A 23,157-nucleotide genomic window follows, 5' to 3' on the forward strand; every position below is an offset into this window, starting at 1 on the left:
GGCGGAGGCCGTCTCCGCAGCCGGGACCGGTCGCCCGTGCGGGTACGGGACACGCGCAAGCTGATGCCACGGTCGGTGCGAGCGTGTTGCTGACGGCGGACGGGCTACGGTTGGTGCCCCGTCCGGCTCGACCTGCTCACGGGCGACGGCACCGCCCGCCCGGGCGTCCGGTCGGGCCCGGTCACGGGAAGTCGTCGGGCCTGGTGTCGGGCAGCGCGGCCAGCAGTTGCCCGGCCAGCCGCCGTACGGTGGCGTCGTCCTCCTGGCGAGCAAGCCGCGCGAGCACAACCCGGGTCCGGGCGTCCCGAGAGTAGTGGCGGGTCAACCCGAGCAGCGCGGTCCGGCGGATCTCCCAGTCATTGTCGTCGGCCAGCCGTAGCAGCAGCTCCTGTACCCCCACTCGGCCGGCCAGCGTGGCTCCCAGCTGTTCCACGGCCCGACGTCGCACCTCGAGGTCCGGGTCGTCGCGGACCAACCCCACCAGCAGTACCCGGACCTCCGGGTCGGCTCCGAAGTGCGCGCCGAGCGCGGCGGCGATGCGGGCGCGGATCGCCGGGTCCTGGTCTGCCAGGCGGCGCAGGAGCCGCAGTGTCACCGCCATGGATGCCGAGCCCTGCTCGGTCAGGCAGCACACCGCCGCGTCGAACACGGTAGGGTCGCTGTCCGATTCGACGCACTCCAGCAGCACGTCGGTCACCAGATCGGGGCTCCCGTACGCGCAGAGGGCCTGCACGGCGGCCAGCCGGATGCCGACGTAGCTGTCCCGGCGGGCCCGCCGGCACAGTGTCTCCATCAGGCCGTCGGCCTCGCCGTGGCGGGCGAGCGCCTGGGCGGCCGCGCGCAGCACGTTCGGGTCGGGGTCCCGGCTGACCTGTTCGGCCAGGCACTCCAGCACCTCAGGGTCGGGCGGGTCGGCGAGGCGGGTCAGGCGGAGGGTGACCCGCAGCCGGACGATCGCGTCCCGCTCCTGGGAAGCGCGGCTGATGAGCAGAGCACGAGTGGCGTGCCCGAGTAGCGGCCGGCTGGTGAGCAGGTCGACCCCGGCGAGCCGGACGCTCGCGGTCGGGTCGCGGTGAGCTTTCTCCAGCAGCAGCTCCCCGGTGCGGTGGTCCGGGTACGCCTCAGCCAGCGCGCGCACCGCGGCGAGGCGTACCGTCGCGTCCTCGTCGGCACGGGCCGCGTGCGCCACCACGGTCCATGCGGTGTCGTCGGCGCGGTCCCGGTCGATCAGCGCGGTCACGGCGGCGGCACGCACGGAGGCGTCCTCGTCCTGCTCGATCTGGTCGACCAGCCGGGCTCGGCAGCGCCCCTCCGGGTCGGATACGAGCGCCAGCCGCTGCACGGCGACCGCGCGGAGCCGCGCGGAGGTGTCCGAGCAGGCCAGCTTCAGCAGCAGTTCGGTGCTCTCCGGGCCGGACCGCCCCGGCAGCAGCTCGGTCACCACGCAGCGCCGCACCTCGTCCGGGGAGTCGCCGGTCACCCGCTCCAGCGCCCGGATGCGGGCGGTCTCGGCGTGCTCCGGCAGGGCCAGCAGTCCCTCCAGCGCGCACTGCACCACGCCCGGGTCGGTGTCGGTGGCCAGCAGCCGCTGCAGTGTCTCGGGGGCGTCCGGCAGGTCGGCGCAGCGCGTGGTGAGCACTCCGGCGGCGGCCCGCCGCACCGCGGTGGCGGGGTCTTCGGTGGCCCTGGCCAGCACCTGGCGGACGTCCTCGGAGAGCTCGGTCCGGCCGCCGAGGGACTGCACGGCCAGCGCGCGCACCGCGAGATCGGGTGAGTCGGCAAGGTCGCGCAGCACGTCGACGTGGTCGGGGTCGGCGCCGAAGTGCGCGACCAGAGCCCGCACGGCGGCCTGCCGCACCGCGGTGGAGACCTCGGCCTGTGCCTGGGCGAGCAGGAGGTCCCGGCATCGGCGGCGGCCGCGGCTGGTGGTGGTGCCCAGCCGGCCGGCGGTCTCGGCCAGCCCCGCGACCAGGGTGAGGTGGGCCTGCCGCTCGCGGCCCTGCCCGAGTTCCCGGACCAGCAGTTCCTCCAGCTGCTCCTCGGCGGTGGAGAGCGCCGCGGCGATCCGGGTGGCGAATGCGGAGCCGGAGCGCCAACTGGTCCGCACCCCGCGACGGCGGTACCAGTGCAGGAAGGCCTCCCGGCCGGGCCAGCTCGGTCCGAGCGCCCGGATCGAGGACAGCAGCTCCTGCTCGGTGAGCTCCACCAGGTTGGGGTCGTCGGCGGAAATGCCGTGTTCGACCAGCCGCACGACCTGGCACAGCACCGCGTCGCCCGCGCCGGCCAGCTCGGCGGGCTGCGGCGCCTCCGCCACGCACTGCGCGGCCAGCACCAGGTTCCATGGCGGGCCGGCCAGGTTCAGCGGCGGCCAGGGTTGGTTGGCCTCGGTGGCGAGCAGGATGACCAGGTCGTTGGCGGTCTGGGCGGGCAGGGCGCCGGCGACCAGCCGGAGCACCTCCCGCCAGGACGGGTCGGCCCAGTGCTCCCGGAACAGCGCGCGCAGTTGGTCGAGGCCCCAGGCGTCCGGATCGTGCTCGAACCTGTCCACGATCTCCTCTGCGCAGAAGAACTCCAGGAACGTGCGGTGCACGAACCCGAACAGTCGCAGTCCGTACCGTTCCAGGATGAAGCTTCGCTGACGCAATTTGTCGATCATCGAGTAGGCCATGGCGAGCGCCCGCTCGTTCTCGAAACCGTAGAACGCGACGAGGTCGTCCCGAAAGATGCGCGCCAGTTCGTCGGATTCAATGTAGTTTCCTGCCGGGCCGGATTCCCGGAACTGCATCCAATACGCCAGGTGGCGCACCAACCGGCGCTTCGCCTGCAGGTCCAGCAACGGCACGTCGCTGTGGCTTTCCCGTAACTGTTTGGTCACGTCCCACTCGGAGATCAGGACGTCTGTGACGTGCGCGTAGAGCCGGTGCCGGTTGCGGGGCAGCGGGTGGCCCCGGCCGACGATCGCCATGAGCATCAGCAGCAGGGGATTGCCGGCGATCTCGTGCATCGCTCGGGACCTGCGCACCACGTCAAGAATCTGTCGCCGTTGCCGGTCCGCTTCCGCCGCCGGTGTGGGCATCACGTAGCGGTACCAGTTGCCGAGGAACCGGACGATTCGCTCGTCGTCGAGATCCTCCAAAGTGAAGTGGTCGAAGCCGGCGTTGGCGAAGGTGTGCCGCAGGTACCCGGCCGCCCGCGAGGTGACCATCGTCCGCACCCCCGGGTACTCGCTGGCGAACGTGGCGATCTGCGCGGCCACCTCCTCCCGCTGCGCGGGGTCGAACACCTCGTCCAGGCCGTCGAACAGGAACAGCGCCTGGCCGCCCTGACGCAGGTACGCCTCCAGCACGCCCTGGTCGATTCCGGCCAGTCCCTGCTGGTGGCGGTGCCCCACGTAGTCCAGCAGGCCGTCGCACCGCCCGTCCCCGCAGTGCGCGGCATAGGAGCGCAGCTCGATCAGGACGGGTAGGTACCGCTCCAGCGCCGCCAGCCGGGGCTCGGCGCAGACGCCGGCCAGCGCCAGCGCCAGGTACCGCGCGGCCGCCGACTTGCCGGAGCCGGGGTCGCCGAGCAGCACGATCGCCCGCCGGCCCGGATCGCACACCACGTCGAACAGGGCCAGCGCGTCCTTGGCCGCGTACTCTTCCCAGAGCCGCTCCACCTCCTCCGGGTTGACCACCCCGGGCAGCCCGCTGGCATGATCGTCCCCTGAGGAGCTGGCCCACCGCCACCAGGCCAGTGGCATCTCCGGCCGGGTGTCCTCGTGCACGCGGGGCTCCACGAACATCTTCGGTAACCCGACCGTGAGATATCCGATGGTGGGGCGTGGTGAGACCGCGTCCAGCGGAACGGCCTGATACCTCAGCGCCAGCTGTTTGTAGTACTGGCTGCGCACGGCTTCCGGCAGGTGGGTGTCCGGGTCGGCGGGCTCGCGCGCCGGGGATCGGCCGCTGCGCACCTCGGCCAGCGCCACGGTCACCTTGGCGGCGAGGTCGTCCACGCCGGAGAAGAAGGCACAGAGGTGGCGCTCCTTGAGCTCCCGGCGCAGCGCGACGATCTGCTGCCAGTCGGCGTCCCGGTCGATCATGCCGACCGGCCAGGGTGTGTCCTCGGCGAGCAGGAAGATCAGGCAGGGCTTTCCGGCCGCGAGTGCCTCACGGTATTCCAGTTCGGTGATGGAGGAATCCTGGCCGGGCGGCCGAAACCCGTACCGCCAGGCGAACAGCCCCACGTAGAGATCGCACCGGCGAACGTCGGCCAGGCAGCGTTCCAGCGGTGGCCGGACGTCGGCGCCGTACGCCTCCATGGCCACGTCCTCGATCTCCAGACGACGTGCCACGACGTGCACGGCAGCACGATATTCCAGCAGGTCCTTTTGGGTGGCCGAAATGTAGACCTTCATGAACGGCAAACTCCAGGGGGTAGCTGGCGACCGCACCAATGAAAATATCAGTTGCCTTCACATCCCTCTGACCCGCAAACACCCGCACCCCCCCCGCCGTACATGGGAATCCCGCCAACGGTGGGCCTATGATGGCCACAGGACAGACCCGGATCCGGGCAAGCCGAATCCCGTGCTCACGACAAGTTTCGGCAATCCCACACGGATCCGTGTCGGTGCGGGTCACGGCGGCGTACGTCAATCACCATGGGACCGCACTCCGCGGGGCGACCGCGGACCGGTGCCGGCAATGCGGAGGAAGCCATGCTCACGGTGGGTGAGGTGCACACCAGCCTGCTGCAGCACAGCACGGCGCTGACCCAGGAGCAGAGCTCCGAGGTGCTCGGCCTGGTCGAGGGCGAGGTCGTGCTGACCTCCCGACGCCCTTCGCTCTACGCGGTGTCGCCCGACGTCCGCACCGGCGTGGACTGCTGGCTGCCCAGCGCCAGGAAGCGCCAACTGCGCGGGGTGGGTGCGGTGGTCACCCGGGCCATCGTCACCGGTGGCCGAATCGTCCAGGCCTCCTCGGTCATCCAGGTCGTCGCTGGAGATCGCCGCCAGCCATGGTCGCACTATCTGGCCAACCCCGGTGTCCTTGAGACGGTCGGCAGGCTGGACGTCGCGGACCTGACCGCAGGCTTCCTGCACGGCAACAACGCGGACGTGCTGAACCTGGAGGCGATCACCGGCCGGGTACTCGACGGCGTACAGATGTCCGACCTGCTGGACCGGCACCCGCCACTGCGCGCGGCGCGCACCCGGCTGCGCTGGACCGCGCAGGTCGACCAGCAGCCGGGCCGGGCCGTCTCGGCGGTGGTCACCGTGGACTCCCCCACGCTGCGCACGGTCGAACTCGTGGTCGGCCCGCAGGACGTGCCGGCCGCCGTGGCCGGCCTCTGCGAAGATCTCGCGCTGCACGATTGGCTGCTGACCATGCTGTCCTCCCTGGTGGAGGCCGCGGTCACCCGACCGGCCTCCGGGCAGGAGCACATCGAGCGGCTGCGGCCGGTGCTGGAGCACCTGCTGCACCTGTGGCTGCCCGGCGCTCGGGTCCACCCGCGGCTGCGGCCGATCTGGGACCGCCTGGAGCAGGTGCCCGGGTTCAGCCGGCAGTGGAAGTCGTCGGTCAACTGGATCCGGGATCAGATCAGCGTGAACAACATGGCGCTGCTGCGCGACCTGGCCGACCGGGTGGCGGTCAAGCAGCCGTGCGGTCGCTGACCGCGCTCACTCGCCGATGAACACGTAGCTCAACCGGTCGACCAGCTCGCTCGGCAACCGCAGGCCCTCGCCGCCGGCCCGCTTGGCGACCTGCTGCGCGACTGCCGGCGGTACCGCCACCTGGCCGAGGATGGTCCGTACGGCCAGCTCCACCGGCAGGTACTGGGTGTCCATGAGGGTCAACGTGCGGTACGCGCAGAACGGCGCGGCGACCGGATTCAGCTGGACGATCGCCGGCAGTTCGTCCCAGTCGGTGGGCAACTCCCCAGTAAGCCGGCACGGCTGCCTCATCGTCTCACCCCGGTGCCGTAGCACGCCCAGCCGGGTCAACTGCCAGACCGAGGCGAGCAGCGCGCAGGCCCACACCCGGGTGTTCGGCTCGTCGGACCACAGCTCGATGTCGACGAAGATGGAGTGCTGGGGATCGCCGGACTGCACCGGCGGGGACCACGGCCGCGGCAGGGTCATCGCCGGGGCGTCGACGTGCCCGGGCGACCGCTTACCGTTGGACAGCCAACCCGACTCGCTCAGCGGTGGGCGGCTCCCGGTGGTGTGCCGAGGCGGTTCCACCACCAGCGTGTCGACCACCAGCTGGGCCAGCTCGACGCCGTCGTGCCGCGCGAAGCTGGACTCCCGGGCCACGTAGTCCAGCATCAGGCCGTGCTCCGCCGCGGCGCTCTGCACCTGCGGGATCACCTCACGAGGGGTACCGAAGCGGTGGAAGTAGTCGTCCACCATGAAGCAGGTGCTGATCCGCGGTTGCCGGTGTGGGGGCAGGCCTCGTCGGGCCAGGGCCGGGATCGCGGCCGACCAGTCCGCGATCCGCGCGAACTTGCGCCGCAGCTCCTGACATCCGTCGCCGAAGTCCTCCGCGTAGAAGTGCCCCAACTCCACGGACAGGTGCGAGTACGCCACGCTCTCTGTACGTCGCACCGCAGCTGCCTCCTGGAACCTGACATCCACGCCAATCACACGGTCTCCCATGCCGTCTCGTCGAAGAGCTTCTCGGTCAGATCCACGAAGGCGTCCACGGTCTTGACGTTCGCGATCTTGCTTTGCACGTCGTGGTCCGAGATGAGCTGCTCCCGCCACTGCAACAGAGGATCCAGCGGCACCGCGCCGAAGAGCGTGGTGCGCCCGACGCCCCGCCGTCGGGCCAGCTCCGACAGCTCCGCGTCGCACTTGCGCAGGAAGGCCTGCTGCGCGAGGTCGAGGTAGCCGACCTCGGGGCCGCGTGAATCGATCACCGCCGTGCGGATGAACCGCAGCGACTCCCGCAGCCGGTCCGGCTCGTGACCGTACTCCTTGCCCATGGCCACGATCCCGCCTGCCTCGAAGGCCAGATCCGCGGCCGCGGTGACGTGCTGGGGAGTCCACCGGTGGAAGACCAACCAGCGAACGGTGACCTTGCGCAGGGTCGGGGTGGCGGTGGCGGCCAGCGCGATCTGGCTGGCGTACGACCGGCCGGCGCTGAGGTCCACCAGGGTCAGGTCGAACTCCTCCTCCAGACGGAGGAAGAGTTCGGCGCAGCGCTTGGCGATGTCGTTGGTGAAACCGAACTCGCTGCCGTTGCGCTGCCCGGGCAGGAGCACCAGCGGGCCGGACCCGATGGGACGCTGACGCAGGCTGGCCCGCTCCGACGTGGCCCACACGTCCAACTGCTCCGGAGACGGGATCTCCCCGCGCAGATACCGGTGCAGGCCGCCGCCGTTGGGCCCGGCGCCCTCCACCCCGTTGACGGCCTGCGGGATCTGGAACGTGATACCGGCCGTCGGCGAGCCGAAATCGTAGTCCAGGTAGCAGGTGGGGCGGCCGGACAACGCGCTGCGGTAGGCGATGTTCGCCGCGGTCACCGAGCGCCCGGTACCGCCCTTGTGCGACGTGACGAAGACCAGCATTCAGATCCCCTCGCTGGCCTTCTGCTGCCCGGTGGCAATGTCGTTGAGCAGCAGCAGCAGCGTGTTCGCCAGGGCGGCCGCCGTGCCGGGGCGTTCGTCCACCAGCAGCTGCGCCCGGCGCAGGCTGGCCCGAATGCTGCGCATGCTGCGCTGCATCGCCTCACCGGCGAACGTGCCGCGCATCAACTCCCGGTCGAACAGGTACTCGGCCTCGTCGATGAGATCCTGCGCGTACGCGGCGAGCCGGCCGGCCCGTGGGAACGGCCGATCCCAGAGCAGCTGACCGGCGCTGACCAGCGCCTCCACCACCCGCTCGGTCAGGTACCAGGAGGGTGCGTCCGGCTTCGGCGCCAACCCGGGGAAAGCGCCGCCGGCGTGATCCCACAACCCTCGGTGCTGGCCGTCAGGGATGCGCCGCAGCAGCAGGTGATCCCACACCTCGTCCGCCAGTTCGAGCAGCTCGCTGCGCCGCCGGGCGTTGCTCAGCAGACCGGCGACGGTGGCCGCCCGCTGGAGCAGCACCGTGGAGTACTCGTTCACGTTCCACGTCATGATCGGCTTCGACGTGTCGTCGTTCAGGGTCACCCGCTTGCCCGGCGCGTGCAGGAGCAGCGCCGGCTCGTCGGGCGAGGCACGCCGGGTGATCCGCGCCCGCTGCGCCAGCTCCACCAGCACCGAGGCGATCCGGCCGAGCTCCTCGTCGGCGCCGCGCCCGCCGGCGATCAGGCCCTTCACCGCCAGCGACGTGGCCTGGAGGGTGTAGTAGTCGGTCCGGTCACCGTCGGTCGTCCGCCAGGGAATGTCCTCGATGGGCCACCGCCGTCGGTTGCCGAAGGTCGCCACCGTCGCCCAGTAGGTCCGGGTCAGCTCCCAGCGCAGCTGCAGCGCCCGAGACAGCCGCTGCTGCTCCTCGTTGAGCAAACCGAGCAGGCGGGTGCGTTCGGAGTTCAGGTCCTCGATGGCGTCCATCGCGATGACGGTGAAGTAGAGGTAGGGGGCATTCTCCGCCGAGCCCTCCCGCTGCAGGCCGATCGGCTCGGTGGTCGGGACCTCCTCGGCCCCGGCGATGATCCCCCACGACCAGCCGCACTCGAACAGCATCTCGCTGTTGTCCAGGTCCTCGGTCACCCGGCCCGACCCGATGACCACGCTGCGCAGGCTGGCCATCGTTTCCCGCAGCTGTTCGCGCAGCGCGGCCACGACTTCGCGGCGCGGCAACTCGTCCTGGTTGATCATGTCGCACAGCCGGACGCCGTACTCGTCGCTGGCGGTGAAGACGAAGGTACTGAAGCTGCGGAGCAGGCCGACCATGGCCGCGGTGAGCCGCGCGCTGGCCATCGCTTCCAGGGCGTCCAGCTGCGCCAGCAGGTCACGTCGTTTCGTGGCGCCACGGTAGACCTTGACGAAGCCGATCGTCGCCAGGGTCAGCGTGACGGACACCGCGAACGAGTCGACGATGTCCAGGGAGCGTTGCTCGTCGGTGAGCTCCGAGCCGCCCTCCAGCGGGGCGAGGTAGCTACCGCCGCTGAAGATCGGGGTGCCGGTGTCGTCGGTGTACCGCGTGAAGTAGTCGGTGATCACGCTGACCAGCCGGCGGGGAATCTCGATCGCGCCGCCGATCGGGCTGAGCGCCTCGATCACCTCCTCGTCGGCGCGATCCGGGTCGTCGAGCGACAGCACGGGAACCCTCGCCGCCGGGAGCAGCAGGGTCAGTAGTTGCTCCGCATCGCTGATCGAGTTGCTGCCACTTCGACCACCCCAGTGCCATTCACCGTTCTGCCAGCAACTACGCACCGTGGCCCGCCAGATGTCGAGAATCTCCTGGCGTGGCTGTATCCGCACGATTCACCGCCGTCTGCTGTAGTCGTCGACTCGAAACTGCCGATGTTGCCGTTCACACGATGATCTACGGTGATCCACAATGACGCGCAACAACATGGTAGCGGGCCAGTCGAGTGCCACTCGAACAGCTTCGATGGCCGCGTGTCGGCAACCCGGCCCATCGGCGGCGTGAATGCCCGTACTGGTAGGCCGGGTGAATCCCACGGCGCCGGCGCCTCCCATGATCGGGCGTCGGCACTAACCGCGGGTACGGCCGGTGGTCAGCAGCATGCTCAGGTACCCGTCACGCAGCGGCGGTGTGAGCCGCACCTCGTGAACGGCCAATTCGTACGCGCCGGCCGCGATGCTGGCCACCACCTCGGCGCGCTGCAGCGCCACGGCCGGGAACAATCGCTGGCCGACGCGGTAGCCGCGGGAGCCGAGCATGACCGCCACGGCAAAGGGCGAGCCGGGCCGCAGCGCGTCGAGGAACCGGCCGATCGCGCGCTCGGCCTCCGCGCGGTCGGCCGAGATGGAGCAGGCCACGAAGAACATCGTGCCGGCGTCCCAGGCGTGCCTCGGCGCGTCGAAGACACTGGTCCTCAGCACTCGGCCCACCCGCGCCAGGCGGCCCCGCGGATCGGTCAGCGCCGAGTACGTCGGATGCTCCGCGCACACCTGCCAGTACGGGTCCCAGAGCTCGTCGTAGCTGTCGACCTGCGTACGCAGCCAGCGCACATTCGACATCGACCAGTCACACAGGTCGATCGTGCGCGCGAACGGCAGAAGCGACAGCGCCGGGTAGAGGTTCGCCCCCGACCCCACGTCGACACAGCGCGCGCCGGAGAGCTTCGCCTCGGCGAGAAAATCTCTGGTACGGCAGAGGATCTCACGATCGTCGGCACGCAGGACCGCGTAGTTGTGCCGGACGTATGCCTGGGGGTCGAAGCTGTCCCACTCGACGTCGGAATTCACCGGCCTCGGAGACTGGATCGGCGGGGTTGGCGTCGACGACTCGCCGCAACCGCCGTCAGCCGCCGGGGTCAACGTCATGGACGGGCCTCCATCGATGTCGGCGGATCACAATGATCGTCGTTCCGGCGCGCTCCTTCTCACTGACCATTGTGTATCGAAGGTGGTGTTTGCTTGCAAGCAGCGGCACTTCACCAACTCCAGGACCGGACGATGTTCGCCCTGCCCTCCCAGTTCACCCGGCCGAGGCGTGGGCCTGATCCGCTTTGACGGACATCCGATATCGAAAGCCAGCGGCGCCGCGGAGCCTGTCAGTCAAGGTAGGACGTTTTCGTGGTCAGGTGCTCTGTAGCTCGGTGGGTTGAGTCAGGTCTTGCGGACTGCGCTGGTGAAGCCGGCAATGAAGAGGGTGGCGAAGGTCCAGGCGAGCAGTTGCAGGAACCAGCTGGCGATGGTGAGGGTTTGGCCGGCGGGGGTGTCGGTGGGTTGGCAGCGGTCGCGGGCGCCGGTTTTGATCAGTGGGGTGCCGAGGTCGAGGCCCACGCCGATCTGGTCGATGGCGGTGCAGGCGGCGGCTGCGGCTTCTCCGGTGATCGCCGGCTTCTGGGCCAGCCCGCCGTGGTGGCCGCCGGTGACGCTGAGGGTGACCGCGGCCGCAAGCGTGGCGAGGAGCAGGAGCAGGGCGCGCCAGGGCTGGTAGCCGTATCCGAGGGTGATGCCGGTGAGGCGGCCCCAGGCCCGTTCGGAGCCGGACAGGCCGGCGCGCTGGATCTGGTCGCGGCGTTGGGCGATGAGAATCGTGCGGGCGTCGCGGTCGTGGCCGGCGGCACGGTAGGCGGCGACGAGGTGCTGGTAGGGCTGGGCTGCGTAGCCGGGGGTGTGCTCGCGCAGCAGGGTCAGCCAGCGCGGCAGTGACGCTGGCCGCGGCAGCCCGCTGTAGGTGAGCCCGTCCAACTCGATCAGCGATCCCTGGTCCGGTGCCGTGTGCGTCGTTCGGTCGGTGTCGAGGCGGAAGGTCCCGCCGATCCGCGTACCGGTCAACACGAGCACGGCCCGGCCGTCTGCGCTGGTGGCGGTGAACCCGTCGTCCAGCATCACGTCCTGGTCGACGCGGAGGCCGTCGGTGTTGAGGGCGGGTCCGGTGGCGTTCTCCAGCCGCGCTCCGCCGCAGTACAGGACGCCGCCGATGTGGGCACCGGGCAGCTGGATCGTGCCCAGCTCGCTGGCGCTGGTGGCGGTGAACCGATCGTCCAGGGCCACGTCCCGGTCGACCTGGAGGTGGTCGGCTTCGAGGGCGGGTCCGCTGGTGTTCATCAGCCGTGCCCCGGTGCAGTGCAATGTGCCGAGGTGGGCACCGAGTAGCCGGACCGTGCCCTGCTCGCTGGCGCTGGTGGCGGTGAACCCGCCGAGCAGGAACACGTCCTGGTCGACCTGGAGGCGGTCGGCGTTGAGGGCGGGTCCGGTGGTGTTCCGCAGCCGCGCTCCGCTGCAGTTCAGTTGGCCGCCGAGGTGGGCACCGAGTAGCCGGACCGTGCCTCGCTCGCCGGCGCCGGTGGCGGTGGACCCGCGCAGGAACACGCTCTGGTCGACCTTGAGCCCGTCGGCGTCGAGGGCGGGTCCGGAGGCGTTCTCGAGCCGCGCTCCGCTGCAGTCCAGTGTGCCGAGGTGGGCTGCGAGGAGCCGGACCGTGCCCAGCTCGCTGGCGCTGGTGGCGGTGCTCCCTTCGAGCGAGAGCACCCGCGCGGCGAAGCGTGTGGCGTCGACTGGCGCGTCGTCCGAATCTGCCGCTTGCTCGATGCGGCACCCGGTCAGGGCAACCGCCGACAGTTGGGCGTTGCGGAGATTCAGGCCGCTGGGCAGGAGACAGTCGCGCAGCTCCAGCGCCAGGTCACCGGTGATGTTCTCCAGATCGATCTGACCGGCGATCCGGGCTCCGCGTAGCCGCAGGCCGTGTGGGTCGGGTTCGCTGACCAGACGGCCGCGGACGAGCTCGCGGATGACCGAAGCCGAGACCGTCCGCTCATCGCCCCAGGACCGCATCGCTGCCTCGTCGACCGGCCCGTCACCGGCCAGGTCGAGCACCTCGCCGCAGGCGACGGACTTGATCAGTCGCTGCTCGACACGACTGTGCGCTCGACGGTCCGCATTCCGTACCCGCTGGCGACCTACTGACGTCATGGCACCAATGATGGACAGCCACGCCATCTACCGCGATCCCCCGGACCGGGCCACGGCCCGCGACCCGTCAGACTTTGCGCGTCGCGGACGATGGGAAAGGGACGCGGGCGGATCAGCTCAGCGGCCCGCCCGTCCCACCGGATCCGGTGGCAGCTCGCCCGGCCCCTGCCGCGCTCACCAGCGCCACGAGGTCGTCGAGGGTGTCCAGGGTGCGGCCGGGACCGTTCAGGTCCACCTCGACGCCGTACTCCAGCTCGATCGCGTCGACCAGGCGCAGCAGGCCGAGGGAGTCCACGCCGAGCGCGACCATCGACCCGCCGGCCAGCACGTCGGCCGCCGCGACCTCCCCGGTCGTGGCCTCGCTCACCAGCTCCGCGATCCGCTCGCGCAGGTCGGTGCCACCCATGTCAGAACTCCTTTGCGGACTGCCGGACGATCTCGGCGATCTCGGCGATGGTCGGGGTCTCGAAGAAGTCGTCCAGCGGCACCTCGACCCCGAGCCGCTGCTGGATCCGGCCGCTGATCCGGGTGATGGTCAGCGAGTGCCCGCCCAGGTCGAACAGGTCCTCGTGCACACCGATGTCGGGGACGCGCAGCACCTCCTGCCAGATCTGGCGCAGCTGCTCCACCACCGGGTCGTCGCCGGTTCCGTCGGCAGCGGTCCCGCCCGGGGCCGCCCCGACCGGCTCCCGGGGCGCGGGGGCGGGCAGCGCGGCCCGGTCGACTTTCCCGTTCGGGTTCAGCGGCAGCCGGTCGAGCGTCACGTAGTCGGTGGGCAGCACGGCCTGCGGCAGGCTCAGCGCCAGGTGCTGTCGCAGCTCCGCCGGCTGCGCGGCGGCCCCGGCGCGGCACACCACGTACGCGACGAGGCGCGGCTCGTCCGCGTCGTGCCGCAGCGCGGTGGCCGCCGCGGCCACGGCCGGATGGTCGAGGAGCCGGGCGTCGATCTCCCCCAGCTCGACCCGGTGCCCCCGGATCTTGACCTGGTCGTCGACGCGACCGAGGAACTCGATCCGCCCGTCGGGCAGCCACCGGCAGCGGTCGCCGGTGCGGTAGAGCCGCTCGCCGGCCCGCCCGAACGGGTCCGGCACGAACCGCTCGGCGGTGAGGTCGTCCTGCCCCAGGTAGCCGGTGGCCAGCCCCGCGCCGGCCAGGTGCAGCTCGCCGGGCACCCCGAGCGGCACCGGTCGGCGGGCCTCGTCCAGGACGTACGCCCGCACGTTCGGCAGCGGCCGACCGATGGTGACCTCGTCGGGACCGGCGGGGATCTCCGCCATGGTCGCGTAGACGGTCGCCTCCGTGGGCCCGTACCCGTTGACCAGGCGGGCGGTGCGGGCCCGCAGGTCCCGCGCGAGGGCGACCGGCAGCGCCTCCCCGCCGGCGACCGCGACCAGCGGCGCCGGCGTGTCCCCGGCGCCCGGGGCCGGCACGCCGAGGCCGGCGTCCAGCAGCACCCGCCAGCCGGACGGGGTGGCCTGGGCGTGGGTCACGCCGGTGTCGCGGACCAGCCGCAGCACGCCCGCGCCGTCCAGCGCGCTGACGGCCGAGGCGACGACCACCCGGCCGCCGGTGACCAGCGGCAGGAACACCTCCACGGTGGAGATGTCGAACGACAGCGACGTCAGGTGCAGCCACCGGTCCCGTGGCCCGCTGCCCAGCAGGTCGCGGACGCCCAGCAGCAGGTTCGCCAACGCGCCGTGCCGCACCGCCACGCCCTTGGGCCGGCCGGTCGACCCGGAGGTGTAGAGCACGTACGCGAGATCGTCGGCGTCCGGCGGCCCGTCGGCGGGCCCGGTCGGGACCGGGCCGTGGAGCAGGTCGGTCCCGTCGAGGGCGAGGGTCGGCCGGCTCGTCTCGACGGCGGGGCCCGTCACGACCAGCGCCGGGGCGGCGTCGGCGAGGATCGCCTCCCGCCGGGCCGGCGGGTTGCCCGGGTCGACCGGCAGGTAGGCGGCGCGGCAGCGCAGCACCGCCAGCACGGCCACCACCGCCTGCCAGGAGCGGTCCAGCGCGACGGCCACCAGTGTGCCGGGGCCGATCGCGCGCTGGCGCAGCAGCGCGGCGAGCCGGAGGACGGCGGCGTCGAGCTGGGCGTAGGTCAGCGTCATGTCGCCGTCGACCAGGGCCGGCGCGTCCGGTTCTGCGGCGACCCGGGCGGCGAACAGGACCGGCACCGTCACGGCGGGGTACGCCCGGACGGTGTCGTTGACGGCGCGGGTGACCCGGTCGAGTTCGTCGGCGGGCAGCAGCGGCAGGTCCGCCACAGGGCGGTCGGGTTCGGCGACCGCCGCGGCGAGCATGGTGCGCAGGTGCCCGCCGATCCGGCGTACGGAGTCGGTGTCGATGGCCGCCGGGCTGTGCTGGAGGCTCACCGTGACGCCTGTCGGGGCGTCGACGATCTGCACGTGCAGGGCGTTGCGGGCGGCGCCGCAGAACAGGGTCCAGTCGACCTCGCTGGCCACTCCGGGGAACGTCGGTTCCGCACCGCGCCGCCGGTAGGCGACGCTGACCGGGGTCAGGGCCGGGGCGGGCCGCAACCCGGGCACGGCGTGGGCCAGCGGCACGGCGCGGTGCCGGTACGTCTCGCGCAGCCGGGCCCGGACGGCGAGGGCGTGGTCGCGGAACGTGCCCCGCGCCGGGGCGACCGCGACGGGCAGCTCGTTGACGAACAGCCCGACCCGGTCGGCCTGGTCGGGGGTGCGGGTGGACAGGGCCACCCCGACCGGCGCGCCCTGGTTGCCGTAGCGCCCGAGCAGGGCGTGCAGCACGGCGAACAGCAGCTCGAAGCGGGTCACCCCGATCGACCGGGCGGCCTGGTCGACGCCGTCGACCAGGCCGGCGGGCAGGTCCAGGGGCACGGCCTCGCCGGGCTCCGCGGCGGTGGGCAGCCGACGTAGGCCGGGCAGGACGACGTCTCCGGGGCCGGACCAGTGCCGCGCCCAGTGGTCGCGGGCGGCGGGCAGGTCGGCCGCGACGCGTTGCTGCTCGGCGGCGGCGAGGCCGGCGTACCCGTCGGCGCGGGGTGACGGCGCGGCCGGGCCGCCGGCGCGGGCGGCGGCGTAGGCGGCGGCCAGGTCGCGGACGAGCACGTCCTTGGACGTGCCGTCGAAGGCCAGGTGGTGCGCGGTGACGAGCAGCAGGTGGCTGCCGTCGGCGGCGGTCAGCAGGGTGAACCGGGCCAGCGGGCCGGTGCCCAGGTCGTGCGGGCGGGCGATCTCCTCGGTGACGCGGGCGTCGGTCCACTCGCCGACCATGACCGCCGGGCGCGTGTCCGCAGGGGCCAGGTGGGGGATGCCGTCGTCGTCGGTGACGACGCGGGCGGCCAGGACCGGGTGCTGTTCGGCCACCGCGGCGCACGCCGCGACGAGGGCCCGACGGTCGAGTTCGGCGGCGAACCGTACGCCCAACGCCATGTGGTAGGCCGTGCCGGCGACGCCGGCCTGCTCGGTGAACCAGACGGCGTGCTGCGCGGAGGTCGCCTCGGCGGTACCCACATGTGCTCCTATGGTCGTGCTGGTGGTCAGTTGTCGAAGAGGTGGGTGAGCTGCCGCTTGAGCACCTTGCCGCCCTCGTTGCGGGGCAGCCGGTCCAGCAGCAGGAGTCGGGCGGGCAGCTGGTAGTCGGCCAGCCGGTCGGCGAGGAAACCGCGCAGCACCGGCAGGGACAGCCCGTCCGGGCCGGCCGGGGGGCGGGGCACGACGGCGGCGGCCACGACCGAACCGAGCACCGGGTGCGGGACGCCGACGACGGCCGCCTCGGCGACCAGGGGATGCTCGTGCAGGGCGGCCTCGACCTCGATGGTGGAGACCTTGAACGCGCCGGTCTTGACGACGTCCTGGTGCCGGTCGGTGAGGTACAGGTAGCCGTCGGCGTCCATCCGGCCGACGTCGCCCATCCTGACCCACCCGTCGCGGAAGGTGGCCCGGTTGGCCGCCTCGTCGCGGTAGTACGCGCGGGGGTGGGGGGCGCGCAGCCACACGTCGCCGGTGGCCCCGGCCGGCAGCGGGTTCCCGTCGGCGTCGGCGACCATCAACTGCCCACCCACCGGCCGCCCGACCGCGTCCCGACGGGACGGGTCGTAGATCATCGTGGTCTGGGCCGGGGCCGCCTCCGTCGACGTGTAGTAGTTGACGATCGTGGCCTGCGGGAACGCCTCGGCCAGCCGGGCCGCGACCGCCGGGGCGAGCGGGGCGGCGGTGGAGCCGATGAGCTGCACGGCGCCGGTGTCCCGCCCGCGCAGCGCCCCGGAGTCGAGCAGCTCGACGGCGATCGACGGGACGACGAAGACGGTCCCGGTGCCGGCGGTCTCGATCAGCCGGGCGAACCGGGCCGGGGTGAACCGGGGCAGGGTGAACGCGGCGGCCTTCGCGGTGAGCGCGTTGGCCAGCATGGTCTGCCCGGCGTTGGTGCCGATGGCGAACGCGTGCAGGAACCGCCGCGAGTGGGCCAGCGCCAGCCGGCGCGGGTGGGTCGGCGCGCCCACGGTGAGGTTGGCGTGGCTGGCGGCCACTCCCTTCGGGCGGCCCGTGGTGCCCGAGGTGTAGAGGATCTGGGCGAGGTCGCCCGGGCGGGGGCCGGCGGGGTCGAGGCCGGTTCCGGGACCGGCGAGCAGGTCACCCACCGTCCAGGTCGACACGCCGGGCGGTACCGGCGGGGCGGGGGTGTCGTCGCCGTGCAGGACGGCGGTGGCCGCGCAGTGGGTCAGCGCGTACCCGAGTTGCCCGGCGGCGAGCCGGTCGGACAGCGGCACGGCGACGCCGCCGGCCCGCAGCACCCCGCAGTACGCCACGGCGAACCGGGTCCAGTCGCGGGCGCCGAACAGCAGGCCGACCCGGTCGCCGCGGGACAGGCCCCGGTGCCGCAGCGCGGCGGCCACGGTGGTCGCGCCGGCGGACCACTGGGCGAAGGTCAGCGTCGCCACGCCGTGCACCTCGACCGCGACCTGGTCGGGGTGCAGGCTGGTGCGCCAGTCGAGCAGCTCGGGCACGGTACGGAGGGTGGCCCGGCCGGTGGTCGTCGCGGTCATCTCAGGCGGCCTTCCGTCCGGTCGTGGCGGCGGGTTCCCGGCGCTCCCGGACACCGGCGACCCGGGCGCGGCGCTCCTCGATGCCGACCAGGTCGTCCGGCGGCGCGTCGGGCACCTCGTCGTCGAACCGGGCGAGGGTCGGCGTGAGCAGCGACACCAGCGCCGTCGCCGCGATGCACACCCCGAACAGCACGTACAGCAGGCCGTGGCCGCGGCCCGGACCGACGCCGATCACCGCGCCGACCGTGGCGGCGAGCGCGCCGTCGGGCAGCAGCATCGGCTCGGCGACCCGGGCGGCGAACGGGGCGACGACGCCCCAGCCCAGCGGCAGGGTGGACTGCGCGACCATCTGGTTGAGCGCGAAGACCCGGCCGTGGACGCGCGCCGGCACCTTGGTCTGGATGATCGTGTGGTAGACGCCGTTGACGATGCCGAGGGCCAGGTAGATGCCGAACGCGCCCGCGCCGATGAGCAGCAGGTTCGGTCGCAGCCCGGTCAGCACGGCGGCCACCGCGATGCCGCAGGTGCCCAGCAGCACCGCCCGCATCCGGCGTCGGCGGGGGCCGCCCCAGATCAGCATCACCAGGCCGCCGACGGCCGCGCCGACCCCACCGGCGAGCGCGACCCGGGCCACCTCGTCCAGGCCGGCGAAGCCGAGCACGAGCGGGGAGAGCAGGAAAAGCACCGGGAACAGGAAGAAGTTCAGCGCCGCGAAGAACGCCAGCATGGCGCGGAACTCCCGGCGGCGCAGCGAGTACCGGAAGCCGGCGACGATCTCGGCGCCGATGCCCTCGCGCCGTTGCAGCGCCAGGGTACGCGGGAACCGCACGACCGCCAGGACACCGATCGCGAACAGGTACGACGCCACGTCGATGAGCAGGATGCCCCGCAGCCCGACGGCCTGCAGCAGGGCCACGGCGAGCAGCGGCACGGTGAACTGGGTAAGGCCGACGGCGGTCTGGGTGAGGCCGTTGGCGTGGCCGAGGTAGCGCTTGGGCACCAGCTGCGGCAGCGCCGAGACGAACGCGAGGCGCTGGAACGCCAGCGCCACCGACAGCCATGCCGTCAGCGGATAGAAGTGCCACACCTCGGCCCGGTCGACCAGCACGAGCCCGGCCAGCACCGCGTTCGCGCCCCCGGCGGCGACGTTGGCCAGCAGCAGGACGCGTCGCCGGCTGGTCCGGTCGACCAGTGCCCCGGCCAGCGGGGCGACGAGCAGGCCGGGCAGCAGGCCCAGCACGGCGAAGAGGGCGAACCGGGCGAGCGACCCGGTCTCGGTGTAGATCCACAGCGGGACCGCGAAGGTGGTCAGCGCGGTGCCCAGGCCGGAGACGATCTGGCCGGCGGCGACCAGGCCGAAGCGGCGCATGCTGGGCGGCGGCGCGGCGTCCGCCGGGGTGTCGGCGCCCGGTGGTGGGGGGCCGGCGGGCCGGTGGGAGACGGCGGCGAGCTGCCAGGCGGGCCGAGCGGCGTCCGGTTCGGCCGGCGCGGGTGGCGGCCCGTCGAGGCGCCGGTGCACGTCGGTGACGATCTCCGCCAGCTCGGTTGCCCGGTACTTGAGGAAGTAGTGCCCGCCCTCGTCGACCACCACCAGCGCGGTGCGGTCGGTGAGGAGGTGCCACTCCCGGTACCGCTCCTCGTGGTAGTCGGTGCTGCGGTCGCGTTCGCCGACCACCGAGATGACGGGCGCGCGCAGCGGGGTGACCCGCTGGCGCATCACGTCGGTGAAGTAGTCCTCGGAGACCTCGGCGTCGTGGCGCATCGCCCGGATCAGGAACCGGACCTCGTCGGGCGCGAGCGACCCGACGGCGGTGCCCTGCGCCTGCAGCCAGGTGCGGTAGATCCGGTCGCTGCGCAGGCGTTCGGCCAGCCGCAGCCGCAGCAGCGGACCGAGCGGCCCGCCGGCCGGCCGGGCGAACGGGAAGACCGCGCCGAGGTACACCGCCAGCAGGTCCCGGCCGGCGGCCTCCAGCCGGCGGGCGACCTCCACGGCCAGCGCGCCGCCGGGGCCGCAGTGTCCGTAGAGGATCAGTGGGCCCTCCACCCGGGCCAGGATCTCCGCGACGACGTCGGCGGCGACGTCGGCGACGGGCGCGGGCTCGTCGGCGAGGCCGATGTCGTGCCCGGGCACGGCCACCGACAGCAGCCGGTACCCGGCCGGCAGCGCGTCGGCCAGCGGTTGGTACACCACGGCGCTGCCGCCGCCGTACGGGACGCAGACCAGGGTGGCGACCCGGTCGGCGGACGGCACCGGCGGGGTCAGTTCGTGCAGCAGCCCGGCGGGGCCGGCGCCGGCCCCGGCGACGAGGGCGGCCAGCTCGCGTACAGTGCGGTGGCGGAAGAGGTCCATCACGCTGACCGCCGGCGCTTCGCCCACGACGACGGGCAGCTCCCGGCGCAGCCGGGCCACCACCTGGGTGGCCAGCAGCGAGTGCCCGCCCAGGTCGAAGAAGTCGTCGGTGGCGCCGACCTCGGCCACCCCCAGCACGGCCCGCCAGATGCCGGCCACCAGCGTCTCCACCGGCCCGACCGGCGTCACCCGCTCGCCGTCCGGCGGCGCGTCGGTCGGCTCGGGCAGGGCCCGCCGGTCGACCTTGCCGTGCTCCTGCAGCGGCAGCCGGTCCAGGACCGTCCAGCGGGTCGGCACCATGTGCTCGGGCAGCCGGTCGGCGAGACGGCGGCGCAGACGCGCGGGGTCCGGCCCGTCCGTGCCGGGCGTCGGCTCCAGATAGGCCACCAGCCGGTCGTCGCGCAGCAGCACCGCTGCCTGCCGTACGCCGGGGCAGTTCCGCAGGGTGGCTTCGATCTCCCCCAGCTCGACCCGGTAGCCGCGGATCTTCACCTGGTGGTCGCGGCGGCCGAGAAAGACCAGTTGCCCGTCGGCGTTCCAGCGGCCCAGGTCGCCGGTGCGGTAGAGGCGGGCGCCCGGGGGTCCGTACGGGTCGGGCACGAACCGCTCGGCGGTGAGGCCGGGTCGGTTCAGGTAGCCGCGCGCGAGCCGGTCGCCGCCGAGGTACAGCTCGCCGGCCACCCCGACCGGCACCGGGCGCATCCGCTCGTCGAGCACGTACACGCGGGCGTGCGGCAGGGGCCGACCGATCGGCACGGGGCCGGTGCGCGGGCTGTCGGCTTCCACCTCGTAGGTGGCCACGCCGACGGTGGCCTCGGTGGGGCCGTAGTGGTTGAAGACCCGGGCCGGGCCGGCGTCGGCGAGCGGGCCGACGCGCTCCAGGTCGGACGCCTCGCCGCCGAGGATCAGCGCGCGGGCGGGCAGCAGCTCGGCCGGCTCGGCGTCGGCGGTGAGCGCCGCCAGGTGCGACGGGGTGATCTTGAGGTAGTCGATGTGCCCGTCGCGCAGCCGCTCGGCCAGTTCGGCGCCGGTGCCGCGGCGGGGCAGCAGGTGCACCGCGCCGCCGGTGGCCAGCGCCAGGTAGAAGAGGGTGACGCTGAAGTCGAACGACATCGACTGGAGCAGCCCGTACCGGGCGGCCGGGACGACCGCGAACCGGTCGGCCACCCCGTCGAGGTAGCGCAGCGCCTGCCGGTGCCCCACGGCGACGCCCTTCGGCGTGCCTGTGGAGCCGGAGGTGTAGATGACGTACGCGAGGTTTCCGCCGGTCGCCCCGGTCTCCGGTGCGCTGTCGGGCGCGGCGGCGGCCTCGACGGCGATCTCGTCGAGGCAGGCGGCCGGGGCGTCGGCGGGCAGCAGGTCCCGCAGGTCCGCGCTGGTGAGCACCACCGTCGGGCGGGCGTCGGCGAGCATCAGGGCCAGCCGGGCGGCGGGCTGTTCCGGGTCCAGCGGCAGGTACGCGCCGCCGGCGCGGAGCACCCCGAGCAGCGTCGCGGCCAGGTCGACGGACTGCTCCAGCAGGACCCCGACCAGCCGCTCCGGGCCGACACCGCGGGCGCGCAGCACGTGCGCCAGCCGGTTCGCCCGTCGGTCCAGCTCCCGGTAGGTGAGCGTGTCCGGCCCGCAGACCACGGCCGGCGCGTCGGGCGTGGCGGTGACGAAGGGGGTGACGAGGTCGGCCAGGGTGTCCGCCGGGCCGGTGACGCCGTCGCCGGCGGCCGGGTGGTCGGCGCGGTGGTCATGGCGTGCCCGGTCCGCGCCGGCGTCGCCACGCTCGGGTCGGGCGAGGGCGAGCACCCGGTCCCGCTCGGCGGGACCGATCAGGTCCAGGTCGACGACGGGCAGGTCCGGGCGGGCGACCGCGGCGCGCAACAGCGTCTCGAAGCTGCCGGCCAGCCGGCGTACGGTGGCGGTGTCGAACAGGTCGGTGTTGTGGACGACCATGCAGCGCAGGCCGTCGGCGGTCTCGCCCACGTAGAGCGAGAGGTCGAAGCGGGCGGTGGCGGCGTCGGTGCCGACGCCCTCGGCGTGCAGGCCGGCGGGCCAGCGGTCGCCGCCGTGGGCGTAGTTCTGGAGGGTGAACAACACCTGGAACACCGGGGCGCGGCTGACGTCGCGGGCGACGTTGAGCTCCTTGACCAGCCGTTCGAACGGGATCTCCTGGTGGGCCAGGGCCCGGACCACGGTGGTGCGGGTGCGCCGCAGCAGGGCCGCGAAGCTGGGCTCGGCGGCCGGGGCGTCGGCGGTCGCGGCGACCGGGGAGAGGTCGGCGCGCAGGGCGAGGGTGTTGACGAAGAGACCGACGAGGTTCTCCAGCTCCGGCACCACCCGGCCGGCGACCGGGGTGCCGACGGCGAAGTCCCGCTGGCCGCTGTACCGGAACAGCGCGGCCTGCAGACCGGTGAGCAGGGTCATGTAGAGGGTGGCCCGGTGGGCGCGGCTGAGCCGGCGCAGGCCGTCGGTGAGGTCGGCGTCGAGGGCGAAGCGGTACGTGGCGCCGGCGTACGACTGCACGGCCGGCCGGGGCCGGTCGGTGGGCAGCTCCAGCGCAGGCACCCCGGCCAGCGCGCGGGTCCAGTACGCGAAGCCGTCGCCGGTGGCCGGCCCGTCGAGCCGGTCCCGCTGCCAGGCGGCGTAGTCGACGTAGTCGACGGCCGGGGCCGGGGGTGGGACGCCACCGTCGCGCAGCGCGGCGTAGGTGGCGGCGAGCTCGCCGAGGAGCAGGTCCAGTGACCAGCCGTCGCTGACGATGTGGTGCATCGCGAGGTGCACGAGGTGCTCCTCGTCGCCGAGCCGGACGACGAGGGCCCGCAGCAGCGGGGCGTGGCCGAGATCGAAGGGGGTGGCGACGGAGGCGGCCACCAGCGCGCGGGCGGCGGCCTCCGACGGTGCGGCGGTGACGGTCACCGGCACCCGCACCTGCGGGAGCACGTGCACGACGGGCTCGCCGTCGGCGTTCTCGACGAACCGCATGCGCAGGCTGTCGTGCCGGCCGGCGGTGGCGTCGAGGGCGGCGCGCAGGAGGTCGACGTCCAGCGGCCCGCGCAGCCGGGTGGTCGAGTGGACGACGTACGCGGCGGTGCCGGGGGTGAGCTGTTCGGTGAACCAGATCCGCTCCTGGCCGAACGACAGGCGGGGGTCGGCGGGGGGACGGGTGGCGGCCGGCGCGAGGGCAGGGCTCCGCGACGGTACGTCAACGTTGGTCACGGGTACCCTCTGCTGCGGTGACGGACGGGAGCCAGTAGTTTGCACG

At 73.0% G+C, this 23,157-nt stretch carries 11 protein-coding genes; 1 reads left to right on the plus strand and 10 read right to left on the minus strand.

The window, feature by feature from the left end:
* Positions 1–181 precede the first annotated feature (181 nt).
* Positions 182–4,399 carry a HEAT repeat domain-containing protein gene (locus ACZ6O2_RS14400; RefSeq protein WP_466023134.1) on the minus strand — a complete coding sequence of 1,406 codons (4,218 nt, stop codon included), beginning with the start codon at positions 4,397–4,399 and terminating at the stop codon, positions 182–184.
* 303 nt (positions 4,400–4,702) lie between these two features.
* On the opposite strand from ACZ6O2_RS14400, the gene ACZ6O2_RS14405 reads away from it, so the two are divergent.
* The gene (locus ACZ6O2_RS14405) at positions 4,703–5,659 is read left to right on the plus strand and encodes an SCO2521 family protein (protein ID WP_466023135.1); all 957 of its coding nucleotides are present in this window, start codon (positions 4,703–4,705) and stop codon (positions 5,657–5,659) included.
* Positions 5,660–5,665: 6 nt separating this feature from the next.
* On the opposite strand, the gene ACZ6O2_RS14410 is transcribed toward ACZ6O2_RS14405, so the two are convergent.
* The 9 genes from ACZ6O2_RS14410 to ACZ6O2_RS14450 form a co-directional block, all read right to left on the minus strand.
* Entirely contained in the window at positions 5,666–6,643 is a 978-nt protein-coding gene (locus tag ACZ6O2_RS14410) for an SCO2522 family protein (protein WP_466023136.1), read from the minus strand.
* On the minus strand, positions 6,628–7,557 hold the full coding sequence (locus ACZ6O2_RS14415) for an SCO2523 family variant P-loop protein (RefSeq protein WP_350704506.1): 930 nt from the start codon (positions 7,555–7,557) through the stop codon (positions 6,628–6,630). Before ACZ6O2_RS14415 ends, ACZ6O2_RS14410 begins: the two co-directional genes overlap by 16 nt.
* Positions 7,558–9,399: an SCO2524 family protein gene (locus ACZ6O2_RS14420; protein WP_350704508.1), complete on the minus strand. Its 1,842-nt coding sequence runs from the start codon at positions 9,397–9,399 to the stop codon at positions 7,558–7,560.
* 237 nt (positions 9,400–9,636) lie between these two features.
* The gene (locus tag ACZ6O2_RS14425; RefSeq protein WP_466023137.1) at positions 9,637–10,353 is read right to left on the minus strand and encodes an SCO2525 family SAM-dependent methyltransferase; all 717 of its coding nucleotides are present in this window, start codon (positions 10,351–10,353) and stop codon (positions 9,637–9,639) included.
* A gap of 363 nt (positions 10,354–10,716) precedes the next feature.
* Positions 10,717–12,528: a hypothetical protein gene (locus tag ACZ6O2_RS14430; protein ID WP_466023138.1), complete on the minus strand. Its 1,812-nt coding sequence runs from the start codon at positions 12,526–12,528 to the stop codon at positions 10,717–10,719.
* Between the two features lie 112 nt (positions 12,529–12,640).
* Positions 12,641–12,934, minus strand: a complete 294-nt coding sequence (locus tag ACZ6O2_RS14435) for an acyl carrier protein (RefSeq protein ID WP_466023139.1) — start codon at positions 12,932–12,934, stop codon at positions 12,641–12,643.
* 1 nt (position 12,935) lies between these two features.
* Positions 12,936–16,022 (minus strand): non-ribosomal peptide synthetase, encoded by a 3,087-nt coding sequence (locus ACZ6O2_RS14440; protein ID WP_466023140.1) that lies wholly within the window; start codon positions 16,020–16,022, stop codon positions 12,936–12,938.
* 26 nt (positions 16,023–16,048) lie between these two features.
* Positions 16,049–17,554, minus strand: coding sequence for a class I adenylate-forming enzyme family protein (locus ACZ6O2_RS14445; RefSeq protein ID WP_466023141.1), 1,506 nt, complete (start codon positions 17,552–17,554; stop codon positions 16,049–16,051).
* 1 nt (position 17,555) lies between these two features.
* Positions 17,556–23,111, minus strand: a complete 5,556-nt coding sequence (locus ACZ6O2_RS14450; RefSeq protein WP_466023142.1) for an amino acid adenylation domain-containing protein — start codon at positions 23,109–23,111, stop codon at positions 17,556–17,558.
* Positions 23,112–23,157: the final 46 nt, after the last annotated feature.

It is taken from the genome of Micromonospora sp. NPDC048040, assembly GCF_055587185.1.